Origin of the sequence: Microbacterium sp. KSW4-4 (genome assembly GCF_023091185.1) — a bacterium.
In the GTDB taxonomy this organism is placed as follows: domain Bacteria; phylum Actinomycetota; class Actinomycetes; order Actinomycetales; family Microbacteriaceae; genus Microbacterium; species Microbacterium paraoxydans.
The window spans coordinates 452,463-472,516 of the sequence record NZ_JAHWXJ010000001.1; the positions used below are offsets into that span (position 1 = coordinate 452,463).

Sequence of the window (20,054 nt, forward strand, 5' to 3'; positions counted from 1 at the left end):
ACGGGACGCCTCCTCCTCGCCTCGCGGAGGGGGCGTCCCGTCTGTCGCCGTCCCGTGCCCTACGACAGGTCCAGGTTGCCGGTGACGGCGCTCCCGGCGGGCTCCGGCACGAGATACAGACCACCGGGCGAGTTTGCCGTATACGCCAGCGCGTCGACCCAGGCCCGGTTGATCTCCGGCTGGCGGCTGCCGACGTACTTGAACACCATGGAGCTCCCGGCGTGGAGCCAGACGGTGATCCGTCCGCCCCCGATGCTGGCGTCCTCCTTCCAGGTGTACGGGAAGGGCTCGCCCCGCCGCAGCTTCGCGGTCATCACCAGCTGCAGATGCCGCAGCGCGCGGTCCTCGACCTCGACCTTGGTGCTTCCGTCGTAGATGAATCTGCCCATGTCCGCCCTTCCTGAGATGATCGCCACGAGATCTCGTCCCACGGAGGTGCGATCGTCGACCGCCGGTGGTGATGTCCGTCCACCCTGTCACCGGCACCGCACCCGGGAAGACGAAGACACCGTTGTGCGGACAGGAAACGAACAGTTCGTGCGAGCGGTGTCCACTCCCCGGTTATGCCTCCACCGGCTGCACGGCGTTCCCCCAGACCCAGCAGCGGTAGGTGCGCTCGCCGGCACGGAACTCGATGCCCGCCGCGAGCGGAGTGGAGCGGACGACCTTGGCCTCCACGCGGATCGCCTCCGGGCCGAACCGCACCCACGCCCGCACCCGCCGCTGGAGCGCGTGCGGATAGACGGTGATGGCGGATTCGCGCAAGGCGAGCTCGCGATCGGACAGGGACTGCAGGGGGCCGCGGCGTGCGGCGGCCTCGATGGCCTGATGCTGCGACCGCATGTCGTTGTACGCGGAGAGCGCGCGACCCGAGTTCCCCACACCGGCTCCTTCCTCCGGCCTCTTCCAGGATACCGATATTCGAACACATCTTCGAACTCGATCCCGGCGGCGCCGACTCGGAAATTCGCGCCGAGGTCGCAGGGCTCTGCCGTGAGGCTGCGACCTCGCGCAGATCTGCGACGTCGCGCGCGGGCAAGAAAAAACCCCCGGCAGAACCGGGGGTTTCAGGTGGTGCGCGATACTGGGATCGAAACAGTATGCGTGACACTGGGCCAACCCCCACCATCTCGCGGTTTACCCTCGATATGGTGCGGATGTGACTGAGCCGTGTTAAGGTCACTGGGACGCACGAAGACGCACAGCCACGCACTAGATATTGCCCGTTGTTGCCCAGGGAGGACCGTATGGCCAGCACAAGACGAAAGAGGCGCGAATCTTTCGGCGCCATCAGGCAGCGCTCCTCTGGCCGCTATCAGGCCTCGTATGTCGGCCCGGACGGTCGGCGTCACAACGCACCGCAGACATTTGACGGGATCACCGACGCGCGCGGGTGGCTAGCCGTTCAGCAGGCACGGATACTCGACGGAACATGGTCCGAGTTCGAAACGGTGCGCGCAGAACAGGCGGGCAAGGGCCGCGGCACTTCATTCGCTGAATACGCCGAGGATTGGGTTGCTACCCGCACCAATCGGAACGGCGAACACCTGCGCCCGCGGACACTAGCCGAGTACCGACGGCTCCTTGCAGGCGCCCTCTCCCCCTTCGCAGGCTCACGCCTTTCCGCGATCACCCCCGACCAGGTGCGCGCCTGGTACTCCTCGCTCATTGCGTCCGGAACGAAGACTCAGGCCGCCCGAGCATACGAGCTCCTCAAAGCGATCCTCACCACCGCGGTTGCTGATGGCCGGATCAAGACGAATCCATGTCAGATACGCGGCGCTGCGTCTGCGTCGACGGGGAAGAAGGTCGAGCCGCCTACGGCGTCCGAACTGCAAACCATCGTGGACGCGATCACCCCAAAGTTCCAAGCCGCTGTCATCCTCGCTGCGTGGGCCGGGCTGCGCTACGGCGAACTCACGGAGCTTAGGCGGCGTGACATCGAGGTACTCGACGAAGACGAGGGGGCCGGCTCGATCGTCGTCAACGTGTCGCGTGCAGTTGCCCACGTTCCCGGCCAAGGATTCGTGGTTGGGCGCACCAAATCGGAAGCCGGCGTACGGACCATCGTCCTTCCACCACACGTCAACGAGATCGTCGAGTCCCACTTGGAAGAGCACGTTGGGCGGTCTGCCGACAGCCTTTTGTTCCCATCCGCGGACGGCAGCGGCCACCTCGCCCAGTCAGCCTTCTACAAGCACTGGGATCCCGCCCGCAGAGCCGCCGGCAGAGGCGACATGCCTTGGCACGCGCTGCGGCACTACGGGGCAACCAGAGCCGCCCTCGCAGGCGCCACCCTCAAGGAGTTGCAGGCGCGCCTAGGGCACTCGACAGTGGCGGCCGCGATGCGCTACCAGCACACTGCAGGCAGGGACGAAGAACTCGCGAGGCGCATGAGCGAACTCGCATAAGTCGTGGCGATACCCGTCGCCATACGAAAAGCCCCCGCCGAGCGGCAACTCGACGAGGGCAAGGTCAAACAACTGGAGTCGCAATGACCAATGCAACTGTATCCGCAACTACGGACACTCCCCCGTGCCCCGTGTACCGCTGGTGCGAACTCGACCACACCGACCCGGAGATCATCGAGCACGCGGCCAACACCCACGAGAAGCACATGACCATCGCGGCCGGCGATGTGAGCGAGACGTTCCTGCTGGAAGTCGTAAACGGACGGCCACGAATCGAGTGCGTGTTCGACGCCGGAGAGATCTGGATCGAACCTGGTGAAGCTACCAACACGTTCGAGAACATCGCCGACGTATTCACCCAGGCAGCCGCGGAGTATGAGCGGTTTACCAAGGCGCTGTCGACGCGCCTCACGCGGCCCCACAGCGTCACCGCAGAACTCGCCGATCGGGACGTCTGATGGCCGTGCACGAGTCGTTCGACGCTCTCGAACGAGAAGGGCTATCGGCTCGAGCTATCGCAGAGATCTGCGGAGTATCCAGCCGAACAGTCGTCCGGTGGCGGCACGCAACAGGCAAGACGCTCTCGAGGCGTTGGCCTCTGTATGCGTGGAACCAGACGCAGGCTGGAAAGTTCGCGGCTATGGTCCGGCGCGTCGAGCGCGGGTGGCGAGAGGACATAACTGATGCCTGCTAGGAGACCGCGTTCCCGAGTTGATGATCACATCGTCGCCGTCATCCGGGAGGCGATGCGGGAGAAGCACATGCTTCAGAAAGACCTCGCCTCCGCCGCCGGGATGTCTCAAGCGCAAGTGAGCGTTCGGTTGAGACCAACGGGGCCATCCATCCCGGTCGACCAAGTAGTCCGCATGTGTGGGGCACTCGGCCTAGACGTCTCCTGGGTTTTCAATGAAGCGGAACAACGCGCCAAGTCCTGTCCTACGACAGACGCGGTCGAACCCGACGAGGACGAGCAGACACAAGCCGTGGGGCGTCGCATCGCAGCGTCTCTCTGGGTTGGTTGCGACGACCCTGACTTCATCGTGCTTGCCATCGACCAGAACATGTTCCGAGATGACAACCGATTCTGGACCTCCAACCGCAAGCAGCTAGCACTCATGTGGGCACTCCACGACCTCGCGTACACGATCGGCCGCCGCTACCCAATCCGCGACCCGTTCATTCTCAAGCCGGTGATGGAGTCCGACAAGATCATTCCGTGACTGAGCAGGCGCGCCGGAATGTCCCGCGCGCCTGCTTAGGTAGTAAGCGAAGCAAGGAGCTCGAATGACGCTTTACTCCCGGCCCGAAACGCCGTACGTCTCCGTATACTGCGACGGAACGAGTGCGGGCGAACATGACAGGACGCCGATCGCGTCTTTCCATCCCGATGAATACGAGGGATCAATCATCTGGACCGTCTTCACCGGGCACTACTACTCCCCATCACTCCCCCACGCTATTGATGTCCCCCAGGATGTTGCACAGTGGCTCGACGGTGATGAGTGGATACGTATTGAGGGTCATGACCCAGAGATCTTCTACCGCCCGGGGTTCCGCGTGCGTTGGAACTTGGGCTGTCCGACATGCGGGTTGCGCCGGGTCGTGGCTAAGCCTTCGACCCTGTACGTGAGCTTCACCACCCTCGCACAACTAAGGATCCACGAAATACCCCTGATCCACCTGATCCATAGCAAGTCAATTACGCAGTAACGCGCACACAGTCGCAGGAGCCGTGCTAGAATTGGAGTGCACGGGGCAACGAGAACCCACCTTTACGGTCAGGCTCCACCCTTGTGCAAGCGGCCTCCAAGCAGAGGATTAATCACTCTGCCTGGAGGTATTTTTATGCCCACCGACGCACTCGCGCCACGCTGGGGAACGATCGACGACGGCGCCAACGAGTTCAAGGTCTCCCCTGACACCATTCGCCGCATGATCACCCGGGGCGAGATCGAGGCCAAGCGCTTCGGCCCACGACTCATCAGGGTCAACTTGGCCAGCATCGAAGCGGCCGGCCGCCCACTCCAGTACCTCGGGGGTGACGCGGCATGAACCAGCACCCTGAATCAACCGCAACGACCGGGAAGCACGAAACGGTCGAAGAACTCATTCGCTACGCAGCGCGCGTCTTCGAAGCCAACAGTGTTGCGTATCCCCCCGCGAAGATGAGCAAGCTCATTCGAGCCATGCACCGCGCCAACGGCAATGTGCGCGGCGTTATCAATACGTATGTAGCGCGTTCACTCGAGAAGCTGAGTTGGGCCGGATTCGAGCTCTACACCGCAACCGGCATCGCTGACCCGACCGGTGCAAGGGCAGCTCAGAACGTCGACCGCGAAAGAAGCGCCCATTGAATGGCGAAAGCCCCGCGAACGGGGCTCTCGGGAATCCTGCTGTGGCGGCTGGATATACAGTCCATTCTACCCCGGATCGCTTCACCGCGCGTCGAATCAGCGAAACAGCTTCGACAACTATCGACGCGTGGGTTACGGCACTGGCGAACGACGAACTGTCACTCGCGGCCCTGCCTGCTCCCCTCTTTTCGCTATACAACCTCGGCGTGATGGACGGGCGCAGTCAAATGCAGGGCGAGCTCGGCGCTGCCCGACTCGAAGCAGATCGTCTATGGCTCCGCGCATTCGGCGATGAGGAACGCAAGGACTATCTGCTGCAGCGTCTAGACGACGCGGCAGAACTAGCCAATCGTCCGGACGTGGACGACATTCTCGACGAAACCTGGCGCATCTACCTCGCCAATCTCGACACCGTCCGCGAGCCCGTAACACTCGCAACAACTGAAGACCAGGGGGCCGCCCGTGACCACGCTGCTTGACAACTCCTTCACCGCCGACTGGCTGATGGACCAGTACTTCCCGCCCGTTCGATATGTCGTCGACGGCGTGATCCCCGAAGGGTTCTGCCTGCTCGTTGCGCCGCCGAAGTTCGGCAAGTCTTGGCTGGTTCTCGGCCTGGGCCTGGCCGTTTCCTCCGGCACGCCGGCACTCGGATGCATCCCGACCGGGAAGGCGCGACCCGTGCTCTACGCAGCACTCGAGGATGGCCCCAGACGGTTGCAGTCTCGGATCAAGGCGCTCGCGCCAGAGCAGATCGCCGACACGCTCACCTTCATCACCAAGATCGGCCGCAACGACATCTTCGAGACGTTACAGGCGTTCGTGGACCAGTGGAGCGACCACGAGCCCGTCGTGATTCTCGACACCCTCGGCAAGGCGATGCCCCCCGCGGTAAGTGGAGAGTCGTCGTACGAGCGCGACTACCGAGTCGGCGGAATGCTCAAAGCCATAGCCGACTCAGCACCCGGCGCAGCGATCGTCGTCGTCCACCACACTCGCAAGGCCGACAGCGTCGACTTCCTCGACGCTGTGTCCGGAACACAGGGACTTGCTGGCTCGGCCGACACCATCGTCGTCCTCTCCCGTGAACGTCTCTCAAAGGACGCCACTCTGCGAGTCACGTCTCGCGACGCGGCGGAAGGCGAGTACCGGATCTCCCTCGAGGGGGTCGGCACCTGGACTCTTGCTGGCGGCAGTTTGGCGGACGCCGCGCACTCCGCACAAACGGCGCGAGCAACAACAGGAGTCGGTGACCGCATGGGCGAAATCCTCGAGACTCTCGCACGCTTCCCTGAAGGCGTGAAGCCGAAGGACGTGGCGACCATCACCAACATGAACCCCGACGACGTTGGCCGATATCTTCGCCGAGCTGCCGACGCGGGTAGAGCGGAACGGCTCGGGTTCGGAGTGTACGGACCTGTCCGTCCTATCCGAGTGTCCGAATCGGTACTAGACCTGCAATTCGGACACTCGGATACGGCGGACACATCTGGAGATCCGGCATGAGCCTCTGCCCCGATTGCCTAGCGACCTCACGAGTGATCGAGGTCTCCCCCAGCGTCACCATCCTGCAGATCCAACACGACGCCACATGTCCGTGGCTCAACGAGAGGAGCGATTGATGGGCGCAGCAGCCCCGAAGCCACTCAACTTCCGAGCACTCAGCAACGCCTGGGACGACCCCATTGCCTTCGCTCGTGAACTCTCTCACTACTACCGCCAGCTCGAGGCTTCCGGGCATCGACAGCCAGCGCGCGACTGGACCGCCGCGCTTCGAAAGGAGAAACCAATGAACACCGACGAGGACGCCCCCGCAACGGGATTCCGTAACCCTTCCGGTCTCGAACGCCTCGAACCCGCCCTGTACTCACCCGAGGGCATGCACCGAGCATCCGAGGGACTCTACGTCCCCCAGGACGAGACATGACCCGCTTCTACTCGGCACCACACAGATACCAACAGAACATCAACGACGGCCACGAAGCAGCAGTCACCCCGGCCGTCCTCCAAAACCCGACCGGCGCAACAGAACCAGGGATCGCGATCATCGTCGGCCGGCTCCCGAAACTCGTGATCCCCACATCAGACGCAATCCGCATCGCAACAGACATCGCGGATGCTGCAACGAATCAGAACCGCAATTAAGGAGAACAACCATGGCACTCGACACCCTCAACACCGAAATCAACACCCTCCGCGACGCAGCCGCCTCCGAGATCCGGAAGTACCAGGCAGACCGGGAAGCCGCCAAGACAAACCCGAACCTCTCGCCCGCAGGCAAGGAAGCCGTACTCCAGGACTCTCACAAGGAGGTACAGGGCGCACTCGACGTTCTCCGCGCCAAGGAAAGTGCCGCCATCAACACGAAGCTCGAGTCCCTCGAACGCAACCTGCACACCCGGCTCGGTGACAACGGCTCCGACATTCTCGCAATGCGAGACGCCGAGGAACGTGCAGACGGTCTCAAGGACCAGAACGACGCCCTCCGAGCCTTTACGCGGGCCGCACGCACACAGGACAAGTCCCTCGCCTACGCCATCATCCGCCGCGCGAACGAGATGGGATGGGGGCTTGTGATCGACGCAGCCTCGGAGTCCTACCCCGCGGCAGGGGAAGCACTCCGTGACATCAGGAACCTCACCCGGTTCCGGGACGACATCACCCAGGTACTTGCCCGGGAGATGGCATACTCCATCGGCCGCGGACCCTCGTCCTACTGATGGGCACCGTACGCATCGGGGAACACAGCTACACACTCCCCGACGACGAAGCCCGGGAGCTGGGCGAGGCCGCGATGCGGACCGCGGCGGGTCGAGGCGGGTGGCTGTCACCCGACGACAACACCCTCATCGCAGTCACACCGGGCACACCGATCAGCATCACCATCACAGGTGAGTTCACCGAGGAGAACGTGCCCAACGCGAAGCCAAAGCACATCCTCAATCGAGGCCAGCAGCCGCGGCAAGCACGCGTCTGGTGAGAAACAGAGGTGGCCAGGAGATACGACCCTGGCCACCTCCCCCTCCCCCTCCCCTCAGCGGCCCTCCCGAAGGTATAGGGCCGATCTCTCCCCGCCGTTTTTTCCACGTATGTACATCACTTAGATCGGAGTCCGTATGAGCCGGGGCCTGGGGTGTGTTCAGCGGGATCTGCTCGAGCAGCTCGCCGGTCTCCGCGTAGGTATGGGTCTGCTCCCGGGTGATGGTGGGGCAAACACAAGGCGCGCGGCGTTGCGGCTCGCTGATCGAGGGCTGGTGACCGTCGAGTATCGACGGGCTTTTGGACGGCGGCGGCTGGTCATCCGGCTCCCGCCGGCATGAGAAAGATCCGTGTGTGAAAGGGCCCTGACCTATAGGGATGGCCGTGAAGGGGGCGGGAGGGACTACCCGCCTCGCGAGTTTTGATGAGAAGGAGTTGGAGCGATGAACCCTTGGGAAATTGTTTCGTGGATTGGCGCGATTGCGGTGTCGATTGTGATCATCGGCCTGTTGGTCGTGTTCGTGAAGGGCGTGGTGAAGCCGTCGTCGCCGGAGCATCCCGTTGATCGGATGGCTCGTCGGCTTGGGGGTGACTCGCGTGGATGATCTGGATTTGGCGCGGCGGGTGTCGGCGATGGTGATCCTGGCGGAGCCGTCTGAGCGGGAGTCGGTTCTTCAGAGGGAGATCCCCTTGGAGCGGTTTGCTCGTGTGCTTGCGCTGTTGCCTGGGGTGATGGCGGCGACGGTCGATTCGATCGTTGCACGGGATAAGCGGCATCGGCTGGCTGTCCAGGGGGTCCTGCGAACGTTCTTGCAGGAAACGAAGCAGTAGCGGCGATTGAGCCGGACAGGGCGTCTCGACCTCATTGGTCGGGGCGCCCTTCGTAATTCAACACGGAGGGAAGTCGCCTACCTCCTGCGTGGCCTTCGGGCTGTTTGGAGGTGCCGTAGTGGCACAGGAAATCGGGGTTGCCTATGTGAGCCTGCTCCCCTCTGGGACGGGTTTTTCGAAGGCGGTGGACAAAGAAGCGCAGCAGTCATTCTCGGCCGCGGAGAAGCGTTCCACAGGCTTCTTCGCGTCTTTGCGGAGCGGTGTGGGGAAGATCGTCGGCGGCGTGGGGTTGCTTGCCGGAACGGTCGGTGCGATCGCGCTCGGTGGGGGTATTTCGCGTGCTCTGAACATCGAGGATGCGACGGCGAAGCTCAAGGGTCTCGGGCATGACACTAAGGCCGTTGAGGCGATCATGCAGGACGCTCTTGCTTCGGTGAAGGGTACGGCGTTTGGTTTGGATGCTGCGGCGACGACTGCGGCTTCTGCGGTTGCTGCGGGTATCAAGCCGGGTCAGGAGTTGGAGCGGTATCTGCGGTTGACGGCGGATGCGGCGACGATCGCTGGCACGTCGATGGGTGAGATGGGCGACATCATCAACCAGGTGACCTCTAAGGGTTACGCGGGGATGGAGAACCTGAACCGGTTGACGGAGCGGGGCATCCCGATCATGCAGTGGCTTCAGAAGGAGTATGGGGTCACTGCGGATGAGCTTCAGAAGATGGTGTCTCGGGGTGAGATCGACGCTGCCACGTTCCGCAAGGCGATCGAGGACAATATCGGTGGTGCGGCTCTTGAGTCTGGGAATACGACTCGCGGGTCGCTCGCCAACCTCGGTGCCGCGCTGAGCCGGCTCGGGGAGGCGTTCGCTGGCCCTGCTCTGGGGCTCGCTAGGGACTTCTTCGGTGAGTTGACGACGATCGCGGACGGCATCACCGCTCGGGTGCAGCCGGTCGTGGAGAAGTTGCAGTGGACGCTCGACGGGATCGACTTCCAGTTCTCCGATTCGGTGTCGAACACTCTCGATCGGATGGTGTCGGGGTTCTCGGAGCTCAAGGGCACGTTCTCTGGGATGGAGGGGCTCACTCCGGTCTTCACGGCGCTTGCCGGCGCGATGGCTCCGATGGTGGCGGCTCTGCCGATCATCGGCCGGTTCCTCCCGGTGGTCTCTGGACCCGTGGGCGCCGTGATCGGCCTGATCGCCGGCCTGGTTATCGAATCCGACGCCTTGCAGTCCTCACTTCTTGGACTTGGGGAGACGTTCAAGCCTCTCGGCGCGGTGTTGCAAGAGCTGGGAACCACGGTCGGGCCGGTCGTAGCCGACTTGCTCGCGCGGCTCGGTGACCAACTCGCTGAGGTGGTGCCGCTGCTCGCCGACGTCCTGGTGGACGCGATCTCACAACTGGCCCCGCCGCTGGTAGAGCTGCTGGTGGCGTTGCTTCCGCTACTGCCCCCGCTGATCGAACTGGCCGTGGACATCCTGCCGATCCTCACGCAGGCGCTTCAAATGCTCATCCCGGTGCTTGTGCCGTTGATTCAGGGGTTGGCGGAGTTGACGGCGTTCGTCGTGAATCTGCTGCTGTTCTTGAACGGCAACACAACGATGGATGAGTGGGGTCGGCAGATTGAGGGCACTCAGGGTCCGATCATCGATATGGCCCGTGGGATCAATGAGTGGTTGGCGCCGGCGCTGAACTTCTTGATGGGGTTGGTGTCGCAGGTGGCGGCTACATGGAACGCCGCGTGGTCGCAGGTCACGTCGTTCTTCAGCTCGGCGGCAACGAACATCGGTGGCACCGCTTCTCGGATCTGGGCGACGCTGACGTCAACTTTCAGTAGTGGTGTGAGCCGTGTCGTGACGATCTTCACCGCCCTGCCGCAGCACATTCAGAACCTGTTCGCGGGTGCTGGGTCATGGCTAGTTAGTTCGGGGCGCGCCCTGTTGCAGGGATTCATTGACGGTATCCGTTCGATGATCCGCAACGTGGGTGACGCGATCGGCGGCGTGCTGAGCTGGGCGCAAGGGTTCTTCCCACATTCGCCCGCTCTCCGTGGCCCGTTCTCGGGTCAGGGCTGGGCGGCCGTGTTCGATGGTGGCCAGTCGTTGATGGAGCAGTTCGCCGTTGGTGCGGAGTCGTTCCGCCCGGAGATCTCGTTCTCGAGCCTGACCAACCTGCTGGGTTCCGCGCATGGTGGCCAGTCGTCCGAGGTGTCGTTGGCCGGTGCGACGTTCACGATGCTGGTGGATGGGCGGCCGATGAGGGGCATGATCCAGGAGCAGATTGTCCAGCAGTCGGCCCTATCGAGGGTGGCGCTGGAGAACGGATGGAGGAACTAGGTGGTGAAGACAGACCCGGCGCTCCTCGAGCGCTTCCTCACCCACTATCGCGACCGTGAAATCGCGTGGATCATGTGGAACTACTACCTGCAATCCGCTCGCGGACGAACGCTACGCCCACCCGTCGACAAACTGTTCGCCTGGATCGGCGAGTAGCGGCCGTGCCGGTCCGGTCTCGCGGTTCGCGCGTTAGCTAACCCCGGAAGCCGAACACCCCCACCCAACTAGTGTCGGGTGGGGGTGTTACCTGGTTGCGAGATGCATCAGCGCGGTTCGTCAGCGAGCTGTTCGTGCTCCTCGTATCCGAGTTCTTCGTCCTTCGCGTGCTCCGCCTCGAGCGCGAGTTCCGACTGTCGACTCATGAGTTCCCCTTTTCTTGAGTTATGCCCGACCCCAGTGACCGCGGGTTCAGGCACAAGGTACAGGCCCGTGGGCGCGTTGGCCGTGAAGGCAAGAGCGTCAACCCATGCGCGGTTGATTGCAGGCTGACGGCTGCCCGCGTACTTGAAAACAAGAGACGAACCAGCGTGGACCCACACCGTCGTGCGGCCACCCCCGATGCTCGAATCGTCCTTCCACGTGAACGCAAACGGCTCACCACGTCGGAGCTTCGCCGTCATGACGAGCTGGATGTGCGTGAGCGCACGGTCCTCGATCTCAGTCTTCGGTCCGCCGTCATATATGAACTTGCCCATCACGGGTTCCTATCGCTCGTGGTCATACCCACAATCCCACCTAACAGCACGGACGGTCACCCCACTTTCGTCTACCTCCCCCCGCAGAATGGCAAGAGATAACGGCGAGATCAGACCCAGTTGTCTCCCGGATAGTCGTCGTACCAGTCCTGAGCGGCACCGGTCTCAGAACCAGGCGCCTCCCCAACAGAGTGCTCGACACTGACCACGACTCTCGTATAACGGGTGATGAGCACGCTCAGCGTCTCGAACCGTGAAGCGAAAGTCACGAACCCGGACTCCCCGTTCGAGGCCGACTCGATGCGGCCCATCAGATCACCGACGTCGCAGTCCTCCGCCAAGATGAACGTCTCTCCGTCGATGCTGATTCGTGTGGTGGGGGTCATGACAATCTTGTGCATCGTTTGTAGCCGGCTCATCGGGACACGCACGCGTGTGCTCCGCTCAGACTACGCACGACTCGCCCCGCGTTATGGGGCATTGCGCATCTGCCTCATGTCTGAAACCAACATGCGTAGACCGTTGCCCCGTGGGGTGAACCCATGGGAACGATCCAGTACGGCGACAGCAGCGAGATCCACATCGAAGACCGAGCTCTTGCGCACCTCAAGGTTGCGATCGCGACCAAGATGCGCCGCAACGAGAGCTTCACCCTTTCCTGGAAGCACCCAGAGGGCGATGCTCCCGGTCGCTCCACGATCTGGATTCACCCGTCGATCCCGCTGCGTTTCACGTTCGACGAACCCGAGACCCCCGAGCTCAACGCCAAGTGGCTCCAGGCACTGATGATCGAAGCTAGCTCTTCCGGCGGAATTTGTGTGGTCGACGAAGTGCTGGACGAGCCCGCTGGAACCAATACTGCGTCACCGGCCTGATCCCGCATTAGGCATTCGCAGCATCATCGAGCTGCACGGCGTTGCCCCACACCCAACACCGATACGTCTGTTCGCCGACGCGGAATTCGATGCCGGCCGCGAGGGGAGTCGAGCGCACGAGCTTCGCGTCGACCTGGACGGCTTCGGGTCCGAACCGGACCCACGCGCGCACGCGGCGCGGCTGCGGGTAGATCGTCATCGGCTGCTCGCGTGCACCGAGCTCACGCGGTGTGCGGGACTGCAGGGGGCCACGCTTGGCGGCGTCGATGATGGACTGCTGCTGCATCTGCCAGTCGCGGTAGGCGGAGAGCCTTGCCCCCGGGTTCCCCATGGCCGGTGGTGTCCTTCCTCCGGCCGAGAACAGATTCTGTGTTGACGGGTCAAAGCTGCCCTTCGTCCGCAGCGAGTCGTACGACGGGTCAGGGCTCGGATCGCGTCTTGTGGCTGCGATTCCGCACGAAGCCGAAGATGAGCGTCCCGAGGAACAGGATGATTCCGATGATGGCTAGCCAAAGGAGACCCTTGATGGCGAAGCCGACAACCGCCAAGACGGCCCACACGATGAGCAAGATAACGAGGACTGTCCACATGTCGCTCACGCTACGCGCATCGACTCGGGATAGATATGCCTACTTCGGTGTCTTGCCTTGTAGGTGAATACACACGCCCTACCGATTGACATCGGTAGGGTCCGGATCGGTGCAAGCCTTCGCGAGGAATTTCTCGCCGCGCCGGTCCGCGCGCGAAGCTGTGTGCGCGTACATCTTCGGGGCGTACCGTTTGAAGATGAACGCACAATTGAAGAACGTAGAGCCGCTGGGGCTCACAGCGGTCATGCTCAGTTCGCTGCCGGCGACGCTCATGACGGATGATGCCCCGGACCGCTACACCGTCGAAGCGGTGTTCACGCGTCAGGCCGATCGCGACGAAGTCGCCGCCATCCACGGGGTGCCGATGCGCGATTTTCTTTCCGCCCGTGGATATCCGACGGTGGAGTTGAAAGTCTCTGATCGCCGACTGGAGATCGCCAACACCAATCTGCCCGAGTTGCGAGACGGCCTTGCCGCAGTCATCGCGGAACGGTTGGTAGAAATCAACCGGCGTCTCGTCGCGGAACGACTCGTGTCCGCGCTGGGGCTCGAAAAGGCCTCGGCGCGCGAGCATGAACGGGTCGCGCTCGTGGCATCGCTCGCCGAGTCGGTGGTGTTCGCCGCGGGAGCCCACACCGCGTACAGCGACGACGCATCCCGGGCGAGCGACTGGGAAGAGGAGGGTGGGGCACCCCTGAAGTAGGGGCTCCACCGCTGGGAGGTCATCATGGATGACGCCGCTTCAATCATCCGAACTCGCCCGCGCGACCGTGCCGCGAGTTCGTTCACGGCTCTCGCGCAGCAGGTGCGTGACGCTGGTCTGCTCCGCCGACGATACGGGTACTACTGGATCAAGTTGGTTGCGGCCCCTCTTGCGGTCGCCCTGGGTCTCTTTCTCTTCGTGTGGTTGGGAGACACCTGGTGGCAGCTGTTCGTGGCCGCAGGATTCGCGGTCCTTTTCACTCAGATCGCGTTCCTGGGTCATGACGCGGCGCACCGGCAGATCTTCGTCTCAGGCCGGTGGAACGACTGGGTGAGTCTCGTCCTCGGTGACTTGCTTGTGGGCATGAGCTACGGCTGGTGGCAGCACAAGCACACCAGGCACCACGGCAATCCAAACAAGCTCGGTGTCGACCCGGACATCGAGCTTCCGGTCATCGCCGTCACTGACGAGAGCGCCAAGAAGTTCCAGCGTGGGCCGTTGCGGTGGCTGCGCGCACATCAAGGGTGGTTCTTCTTCCCGATCCTTCTTCTGGAGGGAGTTTCGCTTCACGCGTCTGGAGTCCGTCGGGTGTTCACTCGAGGGCACCTGGATCGTCGATGGGTGGAGATCGTGTTCCTCGCGGTCCGTATCGGTGGCTATCTGGTCGTTGTCTTCTTGGTTCTTTCGCCGGGGATCGCTTTCACGTTCCTCGTCGTGCAACTCGGGCTATTCGGCTTCTACATGGGCGTGTCGTTCGCGCCGAACCACAAGGGCATGCCGGTGGTGCCACGCGATCTGAGGCTCGACTTTCTTCGTCGCCAGGTGATGATGAGTCGGAACGTTCACGGTAGCAGGCTGCTCGATACCGCGATGGGGGGATTGAACTATCAGATCGAGCATCATCTTTTCCCCTCCATGCCCCGCCCTCATCTCCGTCGCGCAGCGCCCCTCATCGAGGATTACTGTCGCGCACAAGGAGTGCCCTACACCCGGGTAAGCCTGTTTCGGTCATACGCCATCGTTGTTGCCTACATCAACCGCGTCGGGCTAGGCGACAGGGACGCCTTCGCCTGCCCCCTCGTCGAGGCGAGAGCCTCGATCGGATCAACTGCTGACGTCGCGTGAGGTGTGGGTTATGGGCTGACCTGATTGCGGGTAGTGTTGCCAGCAGAGCGCAGCTCGGGACTCTGGGGAGAACCCTTGTGAAGGCTCCGGTTGAGGGGCTCTTGCCCCGCGGTTGCGATTCGCCCGCCGCGTGAGAGCCCTTCTCCTGTGAAGGGGTCTCGGTCTACAGGCTCCAGTCCGCCCAGTCGTCGGGCAGTATCCCCATAGCTCCCGTCTGGGCGGTCGGGTCGACGCAGACCGTGACCCTGGTATGGGAGCCGACGAGCACGCTGACCAGGTTCCCTGCGGTCGCGAATGTCACGAACGCGGCGTCGCTGTGGGTGGCGCCCTCGATTCGCTCCATTAGGTTCGCCAGATCGCTACCTGGTGAAAGCGTGTATGTCTCGTCGTCGAACCTGATCGTCGTGCTTTGCGTCATGGTCACCTCGATGCTGGTGCGTGCTATCCGCTCGCTCGCTTCGAGGCTAGGTGCGTGATGTTGGTTGCGATCGGGGGTTGCCTTCCGGTGGCGATCGTGCGCGCGATCCGCGTATTTCAGTGTTGTCGGAGCTAGTTGCTGTAGTTCCGATCCCCGTCTTGCGGGAGCCGGGTGATCTTGAGGTCAAACGAGTCAGCGGGGACATCCAGCGTGACGGCAATGTAGTCGCGTGCCATCACCGAGATTTCTGCGTCGGTACGAGCCTGCGTCACACCGTCCAGCTCGGGTATGCGGATGAACCAGAACTTACCGTCGCGCTCCGCAGTGACTGCGTAGGTCTTCATCGTCGCCTCCAACCACACGCTATCGCGAAGACAAGGGCGAACACACTATGTACACCCTTGGGCTTAGGGCGAGCCAATCTTCTGTAGTCGAGACTCAAGGACGCGATGAGCGCCCATACGGCCCACCGCGTCATTTCGGGACCGGAATCGGAGTGAAACCGGCCTGCGGCGAGCCAATCTGCAGCTTCACGAGCTGCTCCCCCTCGCGGAAGGCATTCCAGGTGCGGAACAGGTAAAAGAGCGCCTGACCCGGAACGATCCGGCGCGACGCTCCGGCTTGCAGATCGTTGGAAATCCGACGCGAGAGTGTCAGGAAGGGGTCTCCCGGACCGTTCTGAATACCGTCACGGATACGGTTGAAGAACTCGGCTGTGTCGTCGACATCGAGCTTTGAGAACTCGAGGAACGCGACTCCGAGGGCGCTGACGGGCAAGCGTAGGTACCGGTACATGCCACGTGCGTGACGGGCAGCGAAATCGATATCTGGGATCGCGAGCACGGCCTCCGCGAGCTCCGACTTGGTGATGCCCGTACTGCCGCCCAGGTTGGATGCTGCGTGCTTCACATCGCCGGCCTGATAGGCCGCGTAGAGACGAGCAATCGCCCCGACATCCTTCGCATCCGCGCGATCCGCCAGGCCGGTGATGACGAGCATGTCCCCAGCGTTCCGCGACGAACCAGAGTCCAGCACGACGAGGGCATCCTCGCTGATGCCTCGAACCACGAGCACCCAGGCTCCCTTGCCCGCTGCGACGATCGCCTGGCACCGGTTCTGGCCGTCCACCAGACGGCCCGCGGAGTCGAACTTGATCGCTTCCCCGGTGATGACCCATCGGTCGCTCTGGATGTCCCGCACGTAGCCGTTGATGCGGCTCTTGCGTACGTTGCGGTTGTTGTCGATGTTCAGCGCGAGCCAGCTCACCGCGAGCTCTGGCGTCACGAACACGTACTCAGCTGTCTCTCCGCTCGGACCGTGAGCAACAGTCGGTGCTTCGTTCTTCATGGTCTGCCCCTGTCTGGGCGGAGCATCGTGTGTCTCCGCCGTCGAGACACAGTTGTAACCAAGAAGTTTTCGGGCCGCACTATTGCCGGATCATGTTGCCCAGATGTTGCCCGCGGGTGCCAGGGCAACAAAAAACCCCCGGAAAACCGGGGGTTTCGTGGTGCGCGATACTGGGATCGAACCAGTGACCTCTTCCGTGTCAGGGAAGCGCGCTACCGCTGCGCCAATCGCGCCCGTTGGGGCTATTCAGTTTTCCCGTGAGGTGGCGACGGGATTCGAACCCGTGTAAACGGCTTTGCAGGCCGGTGCCTAGCCGCTCGGCCACGCCACCGTGTGGATTGACCCCACGTGCCGCCGATCTTCGAGAAGATCTACTGCACTCGAGCGGATGACGAGACTCGAACTCGCGACCCCAACCTTGGCAAGGTTGTGCGCTACCAACTGCGCTACATCCGCATTTTGTTCCCGGTTGTCCCGGGCACTTATGAAACATTAGCCGATGATCCGCGCTCCGCCAAACCCGTGGCGAATCTCGCGCGTGTCTCCCCGACTGGTCATCGGGGCACTCGCGGGTCGGGTAGTATCGGTTGACGTACCCCGCGGGTATGGGCGATTGGCGCAGTTGGTAGCGCGCTTCCTTCACACGGAAGAGGTCATCGGTTCGAGTCCGGTATCGCCCACAGAATCCCTCCGAAGGCCCCGGTCACCCGGGGCCTTCGGCGTTTTCGGATCGTCACAGGACCCTGCCGTCCCCCGGGCGCGAGACCCGCAGCCACCGGTAGCCGTAGGCAGGAAGCTCCAGCTCCACCCCGCCGTCCTCGTCGAGGGGCACGCGCCGCGCGTCGAGGAGGTCGACCAGGGTCGTGCCCGCGGGCTCCTCCCCCAGCCGGAACCGCGTCGTCGCCGGCCGTTCCGCGAAGTTGTGGACGGCGATCGTGCATCCCACATCCGCCTCCAGGGAGTGCACCAGCAGCGCCTCCTGCGGCTGGTCGATGACGCCGAACGTGCCCCACCCGAGCTCGGGCGACACCCGGTAGCGCGCGATCAGGTCGCGGACGAAGTGCAGCAACGATCCCCTGCCCTCGAGCTGCGCGGCGGCGTTCACGTGCGCCGGGGCATAGCCGTCCGTGGGAAGCGGCGCCACCAGACGCGAGGGGCGGGCGTCGGAGAAGCCGCCATTGCGATCCGCCGACCACTGCATCGGGGTGCGTACGGCCTGCCGCCCCTCGATGGCGATGTTCTCGCCCATCCCGATCTCCTCGCCGTAGAACAGCACCGGCGTCCCGGGGAGGGTGAAGAGAAGGCTGTAGGCCATCCGGATCCTCCGGGGATCGCCTTCCAGCATCGGCGGCAGCCGTCGGGTGATCCCGCGCCCGAACACCCGCTGCCGCTCGTCCGGGGCGAAGGCCTCGAAGACCTCCTGGCGCTCGGCGTCGCTCAGCTTGTCGAGGGTGAGCTCGTCGTGGTTCCGGAGGAAGTTCGCCCACTGCACCTCCGGCCCGAGAACCGGGCGGGCCGTGAGCGCCTCGACGAGCGGCGCGGGATCGCGGCGGGCGAGCGACAGATAGAGCGCCTGCATCGCCACGAAGTCGAACTGCATGGTCAGCTCATCGCCGTCCGCGCCCCCGAAGTACGCCCGCTGCTCCTCGTACGGGAGATTGACCTCGCCGAGCAGGATCGCCTCGCTGGACCGACGCTGGAGGAAGCGTCGCATGTCCCGCAGCAGCTCGTGCGGGTCGGGGAGGTCGGCCGTCTTCGGGACTTCGAGGAGGAACGGCACGGCGTCCACCCGGAAACCCGAGATGCCGAGCTGCAGCCAGAATCCGATCACCTTCGCGATCTCATCCCTGACCACGGGATTGGCGATGTTGAGGTCGGGCTGGTGCTCGTAGAAGCTGTGCTGGTACCACTGCCCCGACTTCTCGTCCTTCGTCCAAATCCCGTCGGCCTGCCCGGGGAACACCGTGTTCTTCTGGCCCTTCGGCGGCGCCTCGTCGCGCCACACGTAGTAGTCGCGATAGGGCGAGTCGACACTCCGGAGCGCCGCGCGGAACCACGGGTGGCGGTCGGAGGTGTGGTTGACGACGAGGTCGACGATCACCCGGATGCCGCGGTCGCGGGCCGTGCGGATCACCTCCACGAGGTCGCCGTGGGTGCCCAGACGAGGGTCCACGCCGTAGAAGTCGCTGACGTCGTAGCCGTCGTCGAGGTCGGGAGAGGGATAGAACGGCATGAGCCACAGGCACGTCACGCCCAGCTGCGACAGGTAGTCGATCCGCTGCGCGAGACCGCGGAGGTCGCCGACACCGTCGCCGTCCGAGTCCAGGAAGGTCTCCACATCGAGGCAGTAGACGACGGCTGTCTTCCACCAGAGGTCGCTCGTATCGGTGATCTTCATGTGCGCTCCCTCAGGGCGGGCAGGATCTCGGCGGCGGCCGCCTTCAGGAATCCGGTCTGCTCCCGACCGACGTGGTGCAGGTAGATCCGGTCGAAGCCGATGCCCACGAGCTCCGCCAGTCGTCCCGCGAGGGAACGGGCGTCATGATCGACGAGGACCGCTCGTCGCAGGGCTGTCTCGTCGACCTCGCCGGCGGCAGCCTCGAAGTCCTCCGGCTGTTCGATGTTCCACGCGAGCGGCGGGGTGACGACGCCCTGCCGCCACTGCTCCTTCGCGGTCGCGTACGCCTCGGCGTCGTCGGTGCCCCAGCTCACGTGGGTCTGCAGGATGCACGGCCCCTGTCCCCCGGCGGAGCGGTAGGCCTCGACCACCCCCCGGAGCGCGGACGGCTCCTGGGCGACGGTCGCGAGCCCGTCCGCCCACCCGGCCGCCCACTCCGCGGTCTCCGCGCTGACCGCGGTGGCGAAGAGGGGTGGCGGCTGCGCCGGCCGGGTCCAGACCCGGGCGCGGTGCACGCGCACGAGACCGTCGTGGTCGACCTCCTCTCCGGCCAGCAGCCGGCGGATCACGTCCACGCTCTCGCCCAACCGCGCGTTCCGGACGTCCTTGGCCGGCCAGATGTCGCCGGTCACGTGCTCGTTCATGGCTTCCCCGCTGCCGAGCGCGGCCCAGAACCGTCCGGGGAACATCTCCTCCAGCGTTCCGAAGGCCTGCGCGACGATCGCGGGGTGGTACCGCTGTCCCGGCGCGTTGACCATGCCGATCGGGAAGCGGGTGCGGGCCAGCGCCGCGGCGATCCAGCTGAACGCGAATCCCGACTCCCCCTGCTCGGGCAGCCACGGGGCCAGGTGATCGGAGCACATCGCCCCGTCGAAGCCGGCCCACTCCGCGCTGACGACCGCGTCGAGCAAGGCGCTGGGCGGGATCTGCTCATGGGAGGCGTGGAATCCGATGAAGACCATAGGCCGAGTCTGGCAAGCGACGACGCCCCAC

General features: G+C 63.8%; 30 protein-coding genes, 4 tRNA genes and 1 pseudogene. 21 read left to right on the plus strand and 14 right to left on the minus strand.

Annotation, left to right across the window (positions count from 1 at the left end; translation table 11 throughout):
• Window positions 1-59: 59 nt before the first annotated feature.
• On the minus strand, window positions 60-389 hold the full coding sequence (locus KZC57_RS02255; RefSeq protein WP_247640946.1) for an ATP-dependent DNA ligase: 330 nt from the start codon (window positions 387-389) through the stop codon (window positions 60-62).
• Between the two features lie 172 nt (window positions 390-561).
• On the minus strand, window positions 562-882 hold the full coding sequence (locus KZC57_RS02260; RefSeq protein WP_231919620.1) for a hypothetical protein: 321 nt from the start codon (window positions 880-882) through the stop codon (window positions 562-564).
• Between the two features lie 365 nt (window positions 883-1,247).
• Here KZC57_RS02260 and KZC57_RS02265 point away from each other — a divergent pair, with 365 nt between their 5' ends.
• The 17 genes from KZC57_RS02265 (at window position 1,248) to KZC57_RS02340 (ending at window position 11,066) form a co-directional block, all read left to right on the plus strand.
• Window positions 1,248-2,411 carry a site-specific integrase gene (locus tag KZC57_RS02265; RefSeq protein WP_247640947.1) on the plus strand — a complete coding sequence of 388 codons (1,164 nt, stop codon included), beginning with the start codon at window positions 1,248-1,250 and terminating at the stop codon, window positions 2,409-2,411.
• 131 nt (window positions 2,412-2,542) lie between these two features.
• On the plus strand, window positions 2,543-2,869 hold the full coding sequence (locus KZC57_RS02270; RefSeq protein WP_247640948.1) for a hypothetical protein: 327 nt from the start codon (window positions 2,543-2,545) through the stop codon (window positions 2,867-2,869).
• Window positions 2,869-3,105: a helix-turn-helix domain-containing protein gene (locus KZC57_RS16565; RefSeq protein WP_374206593.1), complete on the plus strand. Its 237-nt coding sequence runs from the start codon at window positions 2,869-2,871 to the stop codon at window positions 3,103-3,105. Before KZC57_RS02270 ends, KZC57_RS16565 begins: the two co-directional genes overlap by 1 nt.
• Window positions 3,106-3,172: 67 nt before the next feature.
• The gene (locus KZC57_RS02275; protein ID WP_157546962.1) at window positions 3,173-3,631 is read left to right on the plus strand and encodes a helix-turn-helix transcriptional regulator; all 459 of its coding nucleotides are present in this window, start codon (window positions 3,173-3,175) and stop codon (window positions 3,629-3,631) included.
• Between the two features lie 64 nt (window positions 3,632-3,695).
• On the plus strand, window positions 3,696-4,121 hold the full coding sequence (locus tag KZC57_RS02280) for a hypothetical protein (protein WP_247640949.1): 426 nt from the start codon (window positions 3,696-3,698) through the stop codon (window positions 4,119-4,121).
• 135 nt (window positions 4,122-4,256) lie between these two features.
• Window positions 4,257-4,463: a helix-turn-helix domain-containing protein gene (locus KZC57_RS02285; RefSeq protein WP_060922097.1), complete on the plus strand. Its 207-nt coding sequence runs from the start codon at window positions 4,257-4,259 to the stop codon at window positions 4,461-4,463.
• Window positions 4,460-4,765 (plus strand): hypothetical protein, encoded by a 306-nt coding sequence (locus KZC57_RS02290; RefSeq protein WP_247640950.1) that lies wholly within the window; start codon window positions 4,460-4,462, stop codon window positions 4,763-4,765. The genes KZC57_RS02285 and KZC57_RS02290 overlap by 4 nt, the downstream gene beginning before the upstream one ends.
• A gap of 41 nt (window positions 4,766-4,806) precedes the next feature.
• Complete coding sequence (locus KZC57_RS02295) at window positions 4,807-5,244, plus strand: hypothetical protein (RefSeq protein WP_247640951.1); 438 nt, start codon at window positions 4,807-4,809, stop codon at window positions 5,242-5,244.
• A complete protein-coding gene (locus tag KZC57_RS02300; RefSeq protein ID WP_247640952.1) occupies window positions 5,228-6,271 on the plus strand; it encodes an AAA family ATPase in 1,044 nt (347 codons plus the stop codon). The genes KZC57_RS02295 and KZC57_RS02300 overlap by 17 nt, the downstream gene beginning before the upstream one ends.
• A 115-nt stretch (window positions 6,272-6,386) precedes the next feature.
• The gene (locus tag KZC57_RS02305; RefSeq protein ID WP_247640953.1) at window positions 6,387-6,692 is read left to right on the plus strand and encodes a hypothetical protein; all 306 of its coding nucleotides are present in this window, start codon (window positions 6,387-6,389) and stop codon (window positions 6,690-6,692) included.
• Window positions 6,689-6,910, plus strand: a complete 222-nt coding sequence (locus tag KZC57_RS02310) for a hypothetical protein (protein WP_247640954.1) — start codon at window positions 6,689-6,691, stop codon at window positions 6,908-6,910. Before KZC57_RS02305 ends, KZC57_RS02310 begins: the two co-directional genes overlap by 4 nt.
• 11 nt (window positions 6,911-6,921) lie before the next feature.
• Entirely contained in the window at window positions 6,922-7,485 is a 564-nt protein-coding gene (locus tag KZC57_RS02315) for a DUF4407 domain-containing protein (RefSeq protein ID WP_247640955.1), read from the plus strand.
• The gene (locus KZC57_RS02320; RefSeq protein WP_247640956.1) at window positions 7,485-7,745 is read left to right on the plus strand and encodes a hypothetical protein; all 261 of its coding nucleotides are present in this window, start codon (window positions 7,485-7,487) and stop codon (window positions 7,743-7,745) included. Before KZC57_RS02315 ends, KZC57_RS02320 begins: the two co-directional genes overlap by 1 nt.
• A gap of 442 nt (window positions 7,746-8,187) precedes the next feature.
• Window positions 8,188-8,349 carry a hypothetical protein gene (locus tag KZC57_RS02325; protein ID WP_187662274.1) on the plus strand — a complete coding sequence of 54 codons (162 nt, stop codon included), beginning with the start codon at window positions 8,188-8,190 and terminating at the stop codon, window positions 8,347-8,349.
• On the plus strand, window positions 8,342-8,575 hold the full coding sequence (locus KZC57_RS02330; RefSeq protein WP_247640957.1) for a hypothetical protein: 234 nt from the start codon (window positions 8,342-8,344) through the stop codon (window positions 8,573-8,575). The genes KZC57_RS02325 and KZC57_RS02330 overlap by 8 nt, the downstream gene beginning before the upstream one ends.
• 118 nt (window positions 8,576-8,693) lie before the next feature.
• Complete coding sequence (locus KZC57_RS02335; RefSeq protein WP_247640958.1) at window positions 8,694-10,910, plus strand: tape measure protein; 2,217 nt, start codon at window positions 8,694-8,696, stop codon at window positions 10,908-10,910.
• Window positions 10,911-11,066, plus strand: coding sequence for a hypothetical protein (locus KZC57_RS02340; protein WP_247640959.1), 156 nt, complete (start codon window positions 10,911-10,913; stop codon window positions 11,064-11,066).
• 236 nt (window positions 11,067-11,302) lie between these two features.
• Here KZC57_RS02340 and KZC57_RS02345 read toward each other — a convergent pair.
• Window positions 11,303-11,605, minus strand: a pseudogene (locus KZC57_RS02345) (ATP-dependent DNA ligase); the annotation flags it as partial.
• 110 nt (window positions 11,606-11,715) lie between these two features.
• The gene (locus KZC57_RS02350; RefSeq protein ID WP_247640960.1) at window positions 11,716-11,991 is read right to left on the minus strand and encodes a hypothetical protein; all 276 of its coding nucleotides are present in this window, start codon (window positions 11,989-11,991) and stop codon (window positions 11,716-11,718) included.
• A gap of 156 nt (window positions 11,992-12,147) precedes the next feature.
• Between KZC57_RS02350 and KZC57_RS02355 the strand changes: the two genes are divergently transcribed.
• Window positions 12,148-12,480 carry a hypothetical protein gene (locus KZC57_RS02355; protein WP_247640961.1) on the plus strand — a complete coding sequence of 111 codons (333 nt, stop codon included), beginning with the start codon at window positions 12,148-12,150 and terminating at the stop codon, window positions 12,478-12,480.
• A gap of 7 nt (window positions 12,481-12,487) precedes the next feature.
• Here the strand turns inward: KZC57_RS02355 and KZC57_RS02360 are convergent, their stop codons facing one another.
• Both KZC57_RS02360 and KZC57_RS02365 read right to left on the minus strand, forming a co-directional pair.
• Entirely contained in the window at window positions 12,488-12,811 is a 324-nt protein-coding gene (locus KZC57_RS02360) for a hypothetical protein (protein ID WP_247640962.1), read from the minus strand.
• A gap of 88 nt (window positions 12,812-12,899) precedes the next feature.
• Window positions 12,900-13,079 (minus strand): hypothetical protein, encoded by a 180-nt coding sequence (locus KZC57_RS02365; protein WP_136036339.1) that lies wholly within the window; start codon window positions 13,077-13,079, stop codon window positions 12,900-12,902.
• 100 nt (window positions 13,080-13,179) lie between these two features.
• Here KZC57_RS02365 and KZC57_RS02370 point away from each other — a divergent pair, with 100 nt between their 5' ends.
• Window positions 13,180-13,773, plus strand: coding sequence for a hypothetical protein (locus KZC57_RS02370; protein ID WP_247640963.1), 594 nt, complete (start codon window positions 13,180-13,182; stop codon window positions 13,771-13,773).
• Between the two features lie 24 nt (window positions 13,774-13,797).
• Window positions 13,798-14,898: an acyl-CoA desaturase gene (locus tag KZC57_RS02375; protein WP_247640964.1), complete on the plus strand. Its 1,101-nt coding sequence runs from the start codon at window positions 13,798-13,800 to the stop codon at window positions 14,896-14,898.
• A 163-nt stretch (window positions 14,899-15,061) separates the two neighbouring features.
• On the opposite strand, the gene KZC57_RS02380 is transcribed toward KZC57_RS02375, so the two are convergent.
• The 6 genes from KZC57_RS02380 to KZC57_RS02405 form a co-directional block, all read right to left on the minus strand.
• Window positions 15,062-15,316 (minus strand): hypothetical protein, encoded by a 255-nt coding sequence (locus KZC57_RS02380; RefSeq protein WP_247640965.1) that lies wholly within the window; start codon window positions 15,314-15,316, stop codon window positions 15,062-15,064.
• A gap of 131 nt (window positions 15,317-15,447) precedes the next feature.
• Entirely contained in the window at window positions 15,448-15,660 is a 213-nt protein-coding gene (locus KZC57_RS02385) for a hypothetical protein (protein ID WP_247640966.1), read from the minus strand.
• 130 nt (window positions 15,661-15,790) lie between these two features.
• Window positions 15,791-16,663, minus strand: a complete 873-nt coding sequence (locus KZC57_RS02390; protein WP_247640967.1) for a hypothetical protein — start codon at window positions 16,661-16,663, stop codon at window positions 15,791-15,793.
• Window positions 16,664-16,821: 158 nt separating this feature from the next.
• Window positions 16,822-16,896 (minus strand) — tRNA-Val (locus KZC57_RS02395).
• A 27-nt stretch (window positions 16,897-16,923) separates the two neighbouring features.
• A tRNA-Cys gene (locus KZC57_RS02400) sits at window positions 16,924-16,994 on the minus strand.
• Window positions 16,995-17,046: 52 nt separating this feature from the next.
• Window positions 17,047-17,119: transfer RNA gene (locus tag KZC57_RS02405), tRNA-Gly, on the minus strand.
• Window positions 17,120-17,270: 151 nt separating this feature from the next.
• On the opposite strand from KZC57_RS02405, the gene KZC57_RS02410 reads away from it, so the two are divergent.
• Window positions 17,271-17,343, plus strand: a tRNA-Val gene (locus KZC57_RS02410).
• A 53-nt stretch (window positions 17,344-17,396) separates the two neighbouring features.
• On the opposite strand, the gene KZC57_RS02415 is transcribed toward KZC57_RS02410, so the two are convergent.
• Both KZC57_RS02415 and KZC57_RS02420 read right to left on the minus strand, forming a co-directional pair.
• Window positions 17,397-19,061: an alpha-amylase family protein gene (locus KZC57_RS02415; RefSeq protein WP_247640968.1), complete on the minus strand. Its 1,665-nt coding sequence runs from the start codon at window positions 19,059-19,061 to the stop codon at window positions 17,397-17,399.
• A complete protein-coding gene (locus KZC57_RS02420; protein WP_247640969.1) occupies window positions 19,058-20,023 on the minus strand; it encodes a TIGR03885 family FMN-dependent LLM class oxidoreductase in 966 nt (321 codons plus the stop codon). Before KZC57_RS02420 ends, KZC57_RS02415 begins: the two co-directional genes overlap by 4 nt.
• Window positions 20,024-20,054: the final 31 nt, after the last annotated feature.

Coding starts and splice junctions, on each gene's coding strand:
- KZC57_RS02310 (WP_247640954.1), top strand. CDS start 6,689: ATGACCCGCTTCTACTCGGCACCACACAGATACCAACAGAACATCAAC.
- KZC57_RS02415 (WP_247640968.1), bottom strand. CDS start 19,061: ATGAAGATCACCGATACGAGCGACCTCTGGTGGAAGACAGCCGTCGTC.
- KZC57_RS02265 (WP_247640947.1), top strand. CDS start 1,248: ATGGCCAGCACAAGACGAAAGAGGCGCGAATCTTTCGGCGCCATCAGG.
- KZC57_RS02355 (WP_247640961.1), top strand. CDS start 12,148: ATGGGAACGATCCAGTACGGCGACAGCAGCGAGATCCACATCGAAGAC.
- KZC57_RS02315 (WP_247640955.1), top strand. CDS start 6,922: ATGGCACTCGACACCCTCAACACCGAAATCAACACCCTCCGCGACGCA.
- KZC57_RS02390 (WP_247640967.1), bottom strand. CDS start 16,663: ATGAAGAACGAAGCACCGACTGTTGCTCACGGTCCGAGCGGAGAGACA.
- KZC57_RS02305 (WP_247640953.1), top strand. CDS start 6,387: ATGGGCGCAGCAGCCCCGAAGCCACTCAACTTCCGAGCACTCAGCAAC.
- KZC57_RS02290 (WP_247640950.1), top strand. CDS start 4,460: ATGAACCAGCACCCTGAATCAACCGCAACGACCGGGAAGCACGAAACG.
- KZC57_RS02320 (WP_247640956.1), top strand. CDS start 7,485: ATGGGCACCGTACGCATCGGGGAACACAGCTACACACTCCCCGACGAC.
- KZC57_RS16565 (WP_374206593.1), top strand. CDS start 2,869: ATGGCCGTGCACGAGTCGTTCGACGCTCTCGAACGAGAAGGGCTATCG.
- KZC57_RS02350 (WP_247640960.1), bottom strand. CDS start 11,991: ATGACCCCCACCACACGAATCAGCATCGACGGAGAGACGTTCATCTTG.
- KZC57_RS02375 (WP_247640964.1), top strand. CDS start 13,798: ATGGATGACGCCGCTTCAATCATCCGAACTCGCCCGCGCGACCGTGCC.
- KZC57_RS02280 (WP_247640949.1), top strand. CDS start 3,696: ATGACGCTTTACTCCCGGCCCGAAACGCCGTACGTCTCCGTATACTGC.
- KZC57_RS02385 (WP_247640966.1), bottom strand. CDS start 15,660: ATGAAGACCTACGCAGTCACTGCGGAGCGCGACGGTAAGTTCTGGTTC.
- KZC57_RS02275 (WP_157546962.1), top strand. CDS start 3,173: ATGCTTCAGAAAGACCTCGCCTCCGCCGCCGGGATGTCTCAAGCGCAA.
- KZC57_RS02380 (WP_247640965.1), bottom strand. CDS start 15,316: ATGACGCAAAGCACGACGATCAGGTTCGACGACGAGACATACACGCTT.
- KZC57_RS02420 (WP_247640969.1), bottom strand. CDS start 20,023: ATGGTCTTCATCGGATTCCACGCCTCCCATGAGCAGATCCCGCCCAGC.
- KZC57_RS02255 (WP_247640946.1), bottom strand. CDS start 389: ATGGGCAGATTCATCTACGACGGAAGCACCAAGGTCGAGGTCGAGGAC.
- KZC57_RS02360 (WP_247640962.1), bottom strand. CDS start 12,811: ATGGGGAACCCGGGGGCAAGGCTCTCCGCCTACCGCGACTGGCAGATG.
- KZC57_RS02325 (WP_187662274.1), top strand. CDS start 8,188: ATGAACCCTTGGGAAATTGTTTCGTGGATTGGCGCGATTGCGGTGTCG.
- KZC57_RS02285 (WP_060922097.1), top strand. CDS start 4,257: ATGCCCACCGACGCACTCGCGCCACGCTGGGGAACGATCGACGACGGC.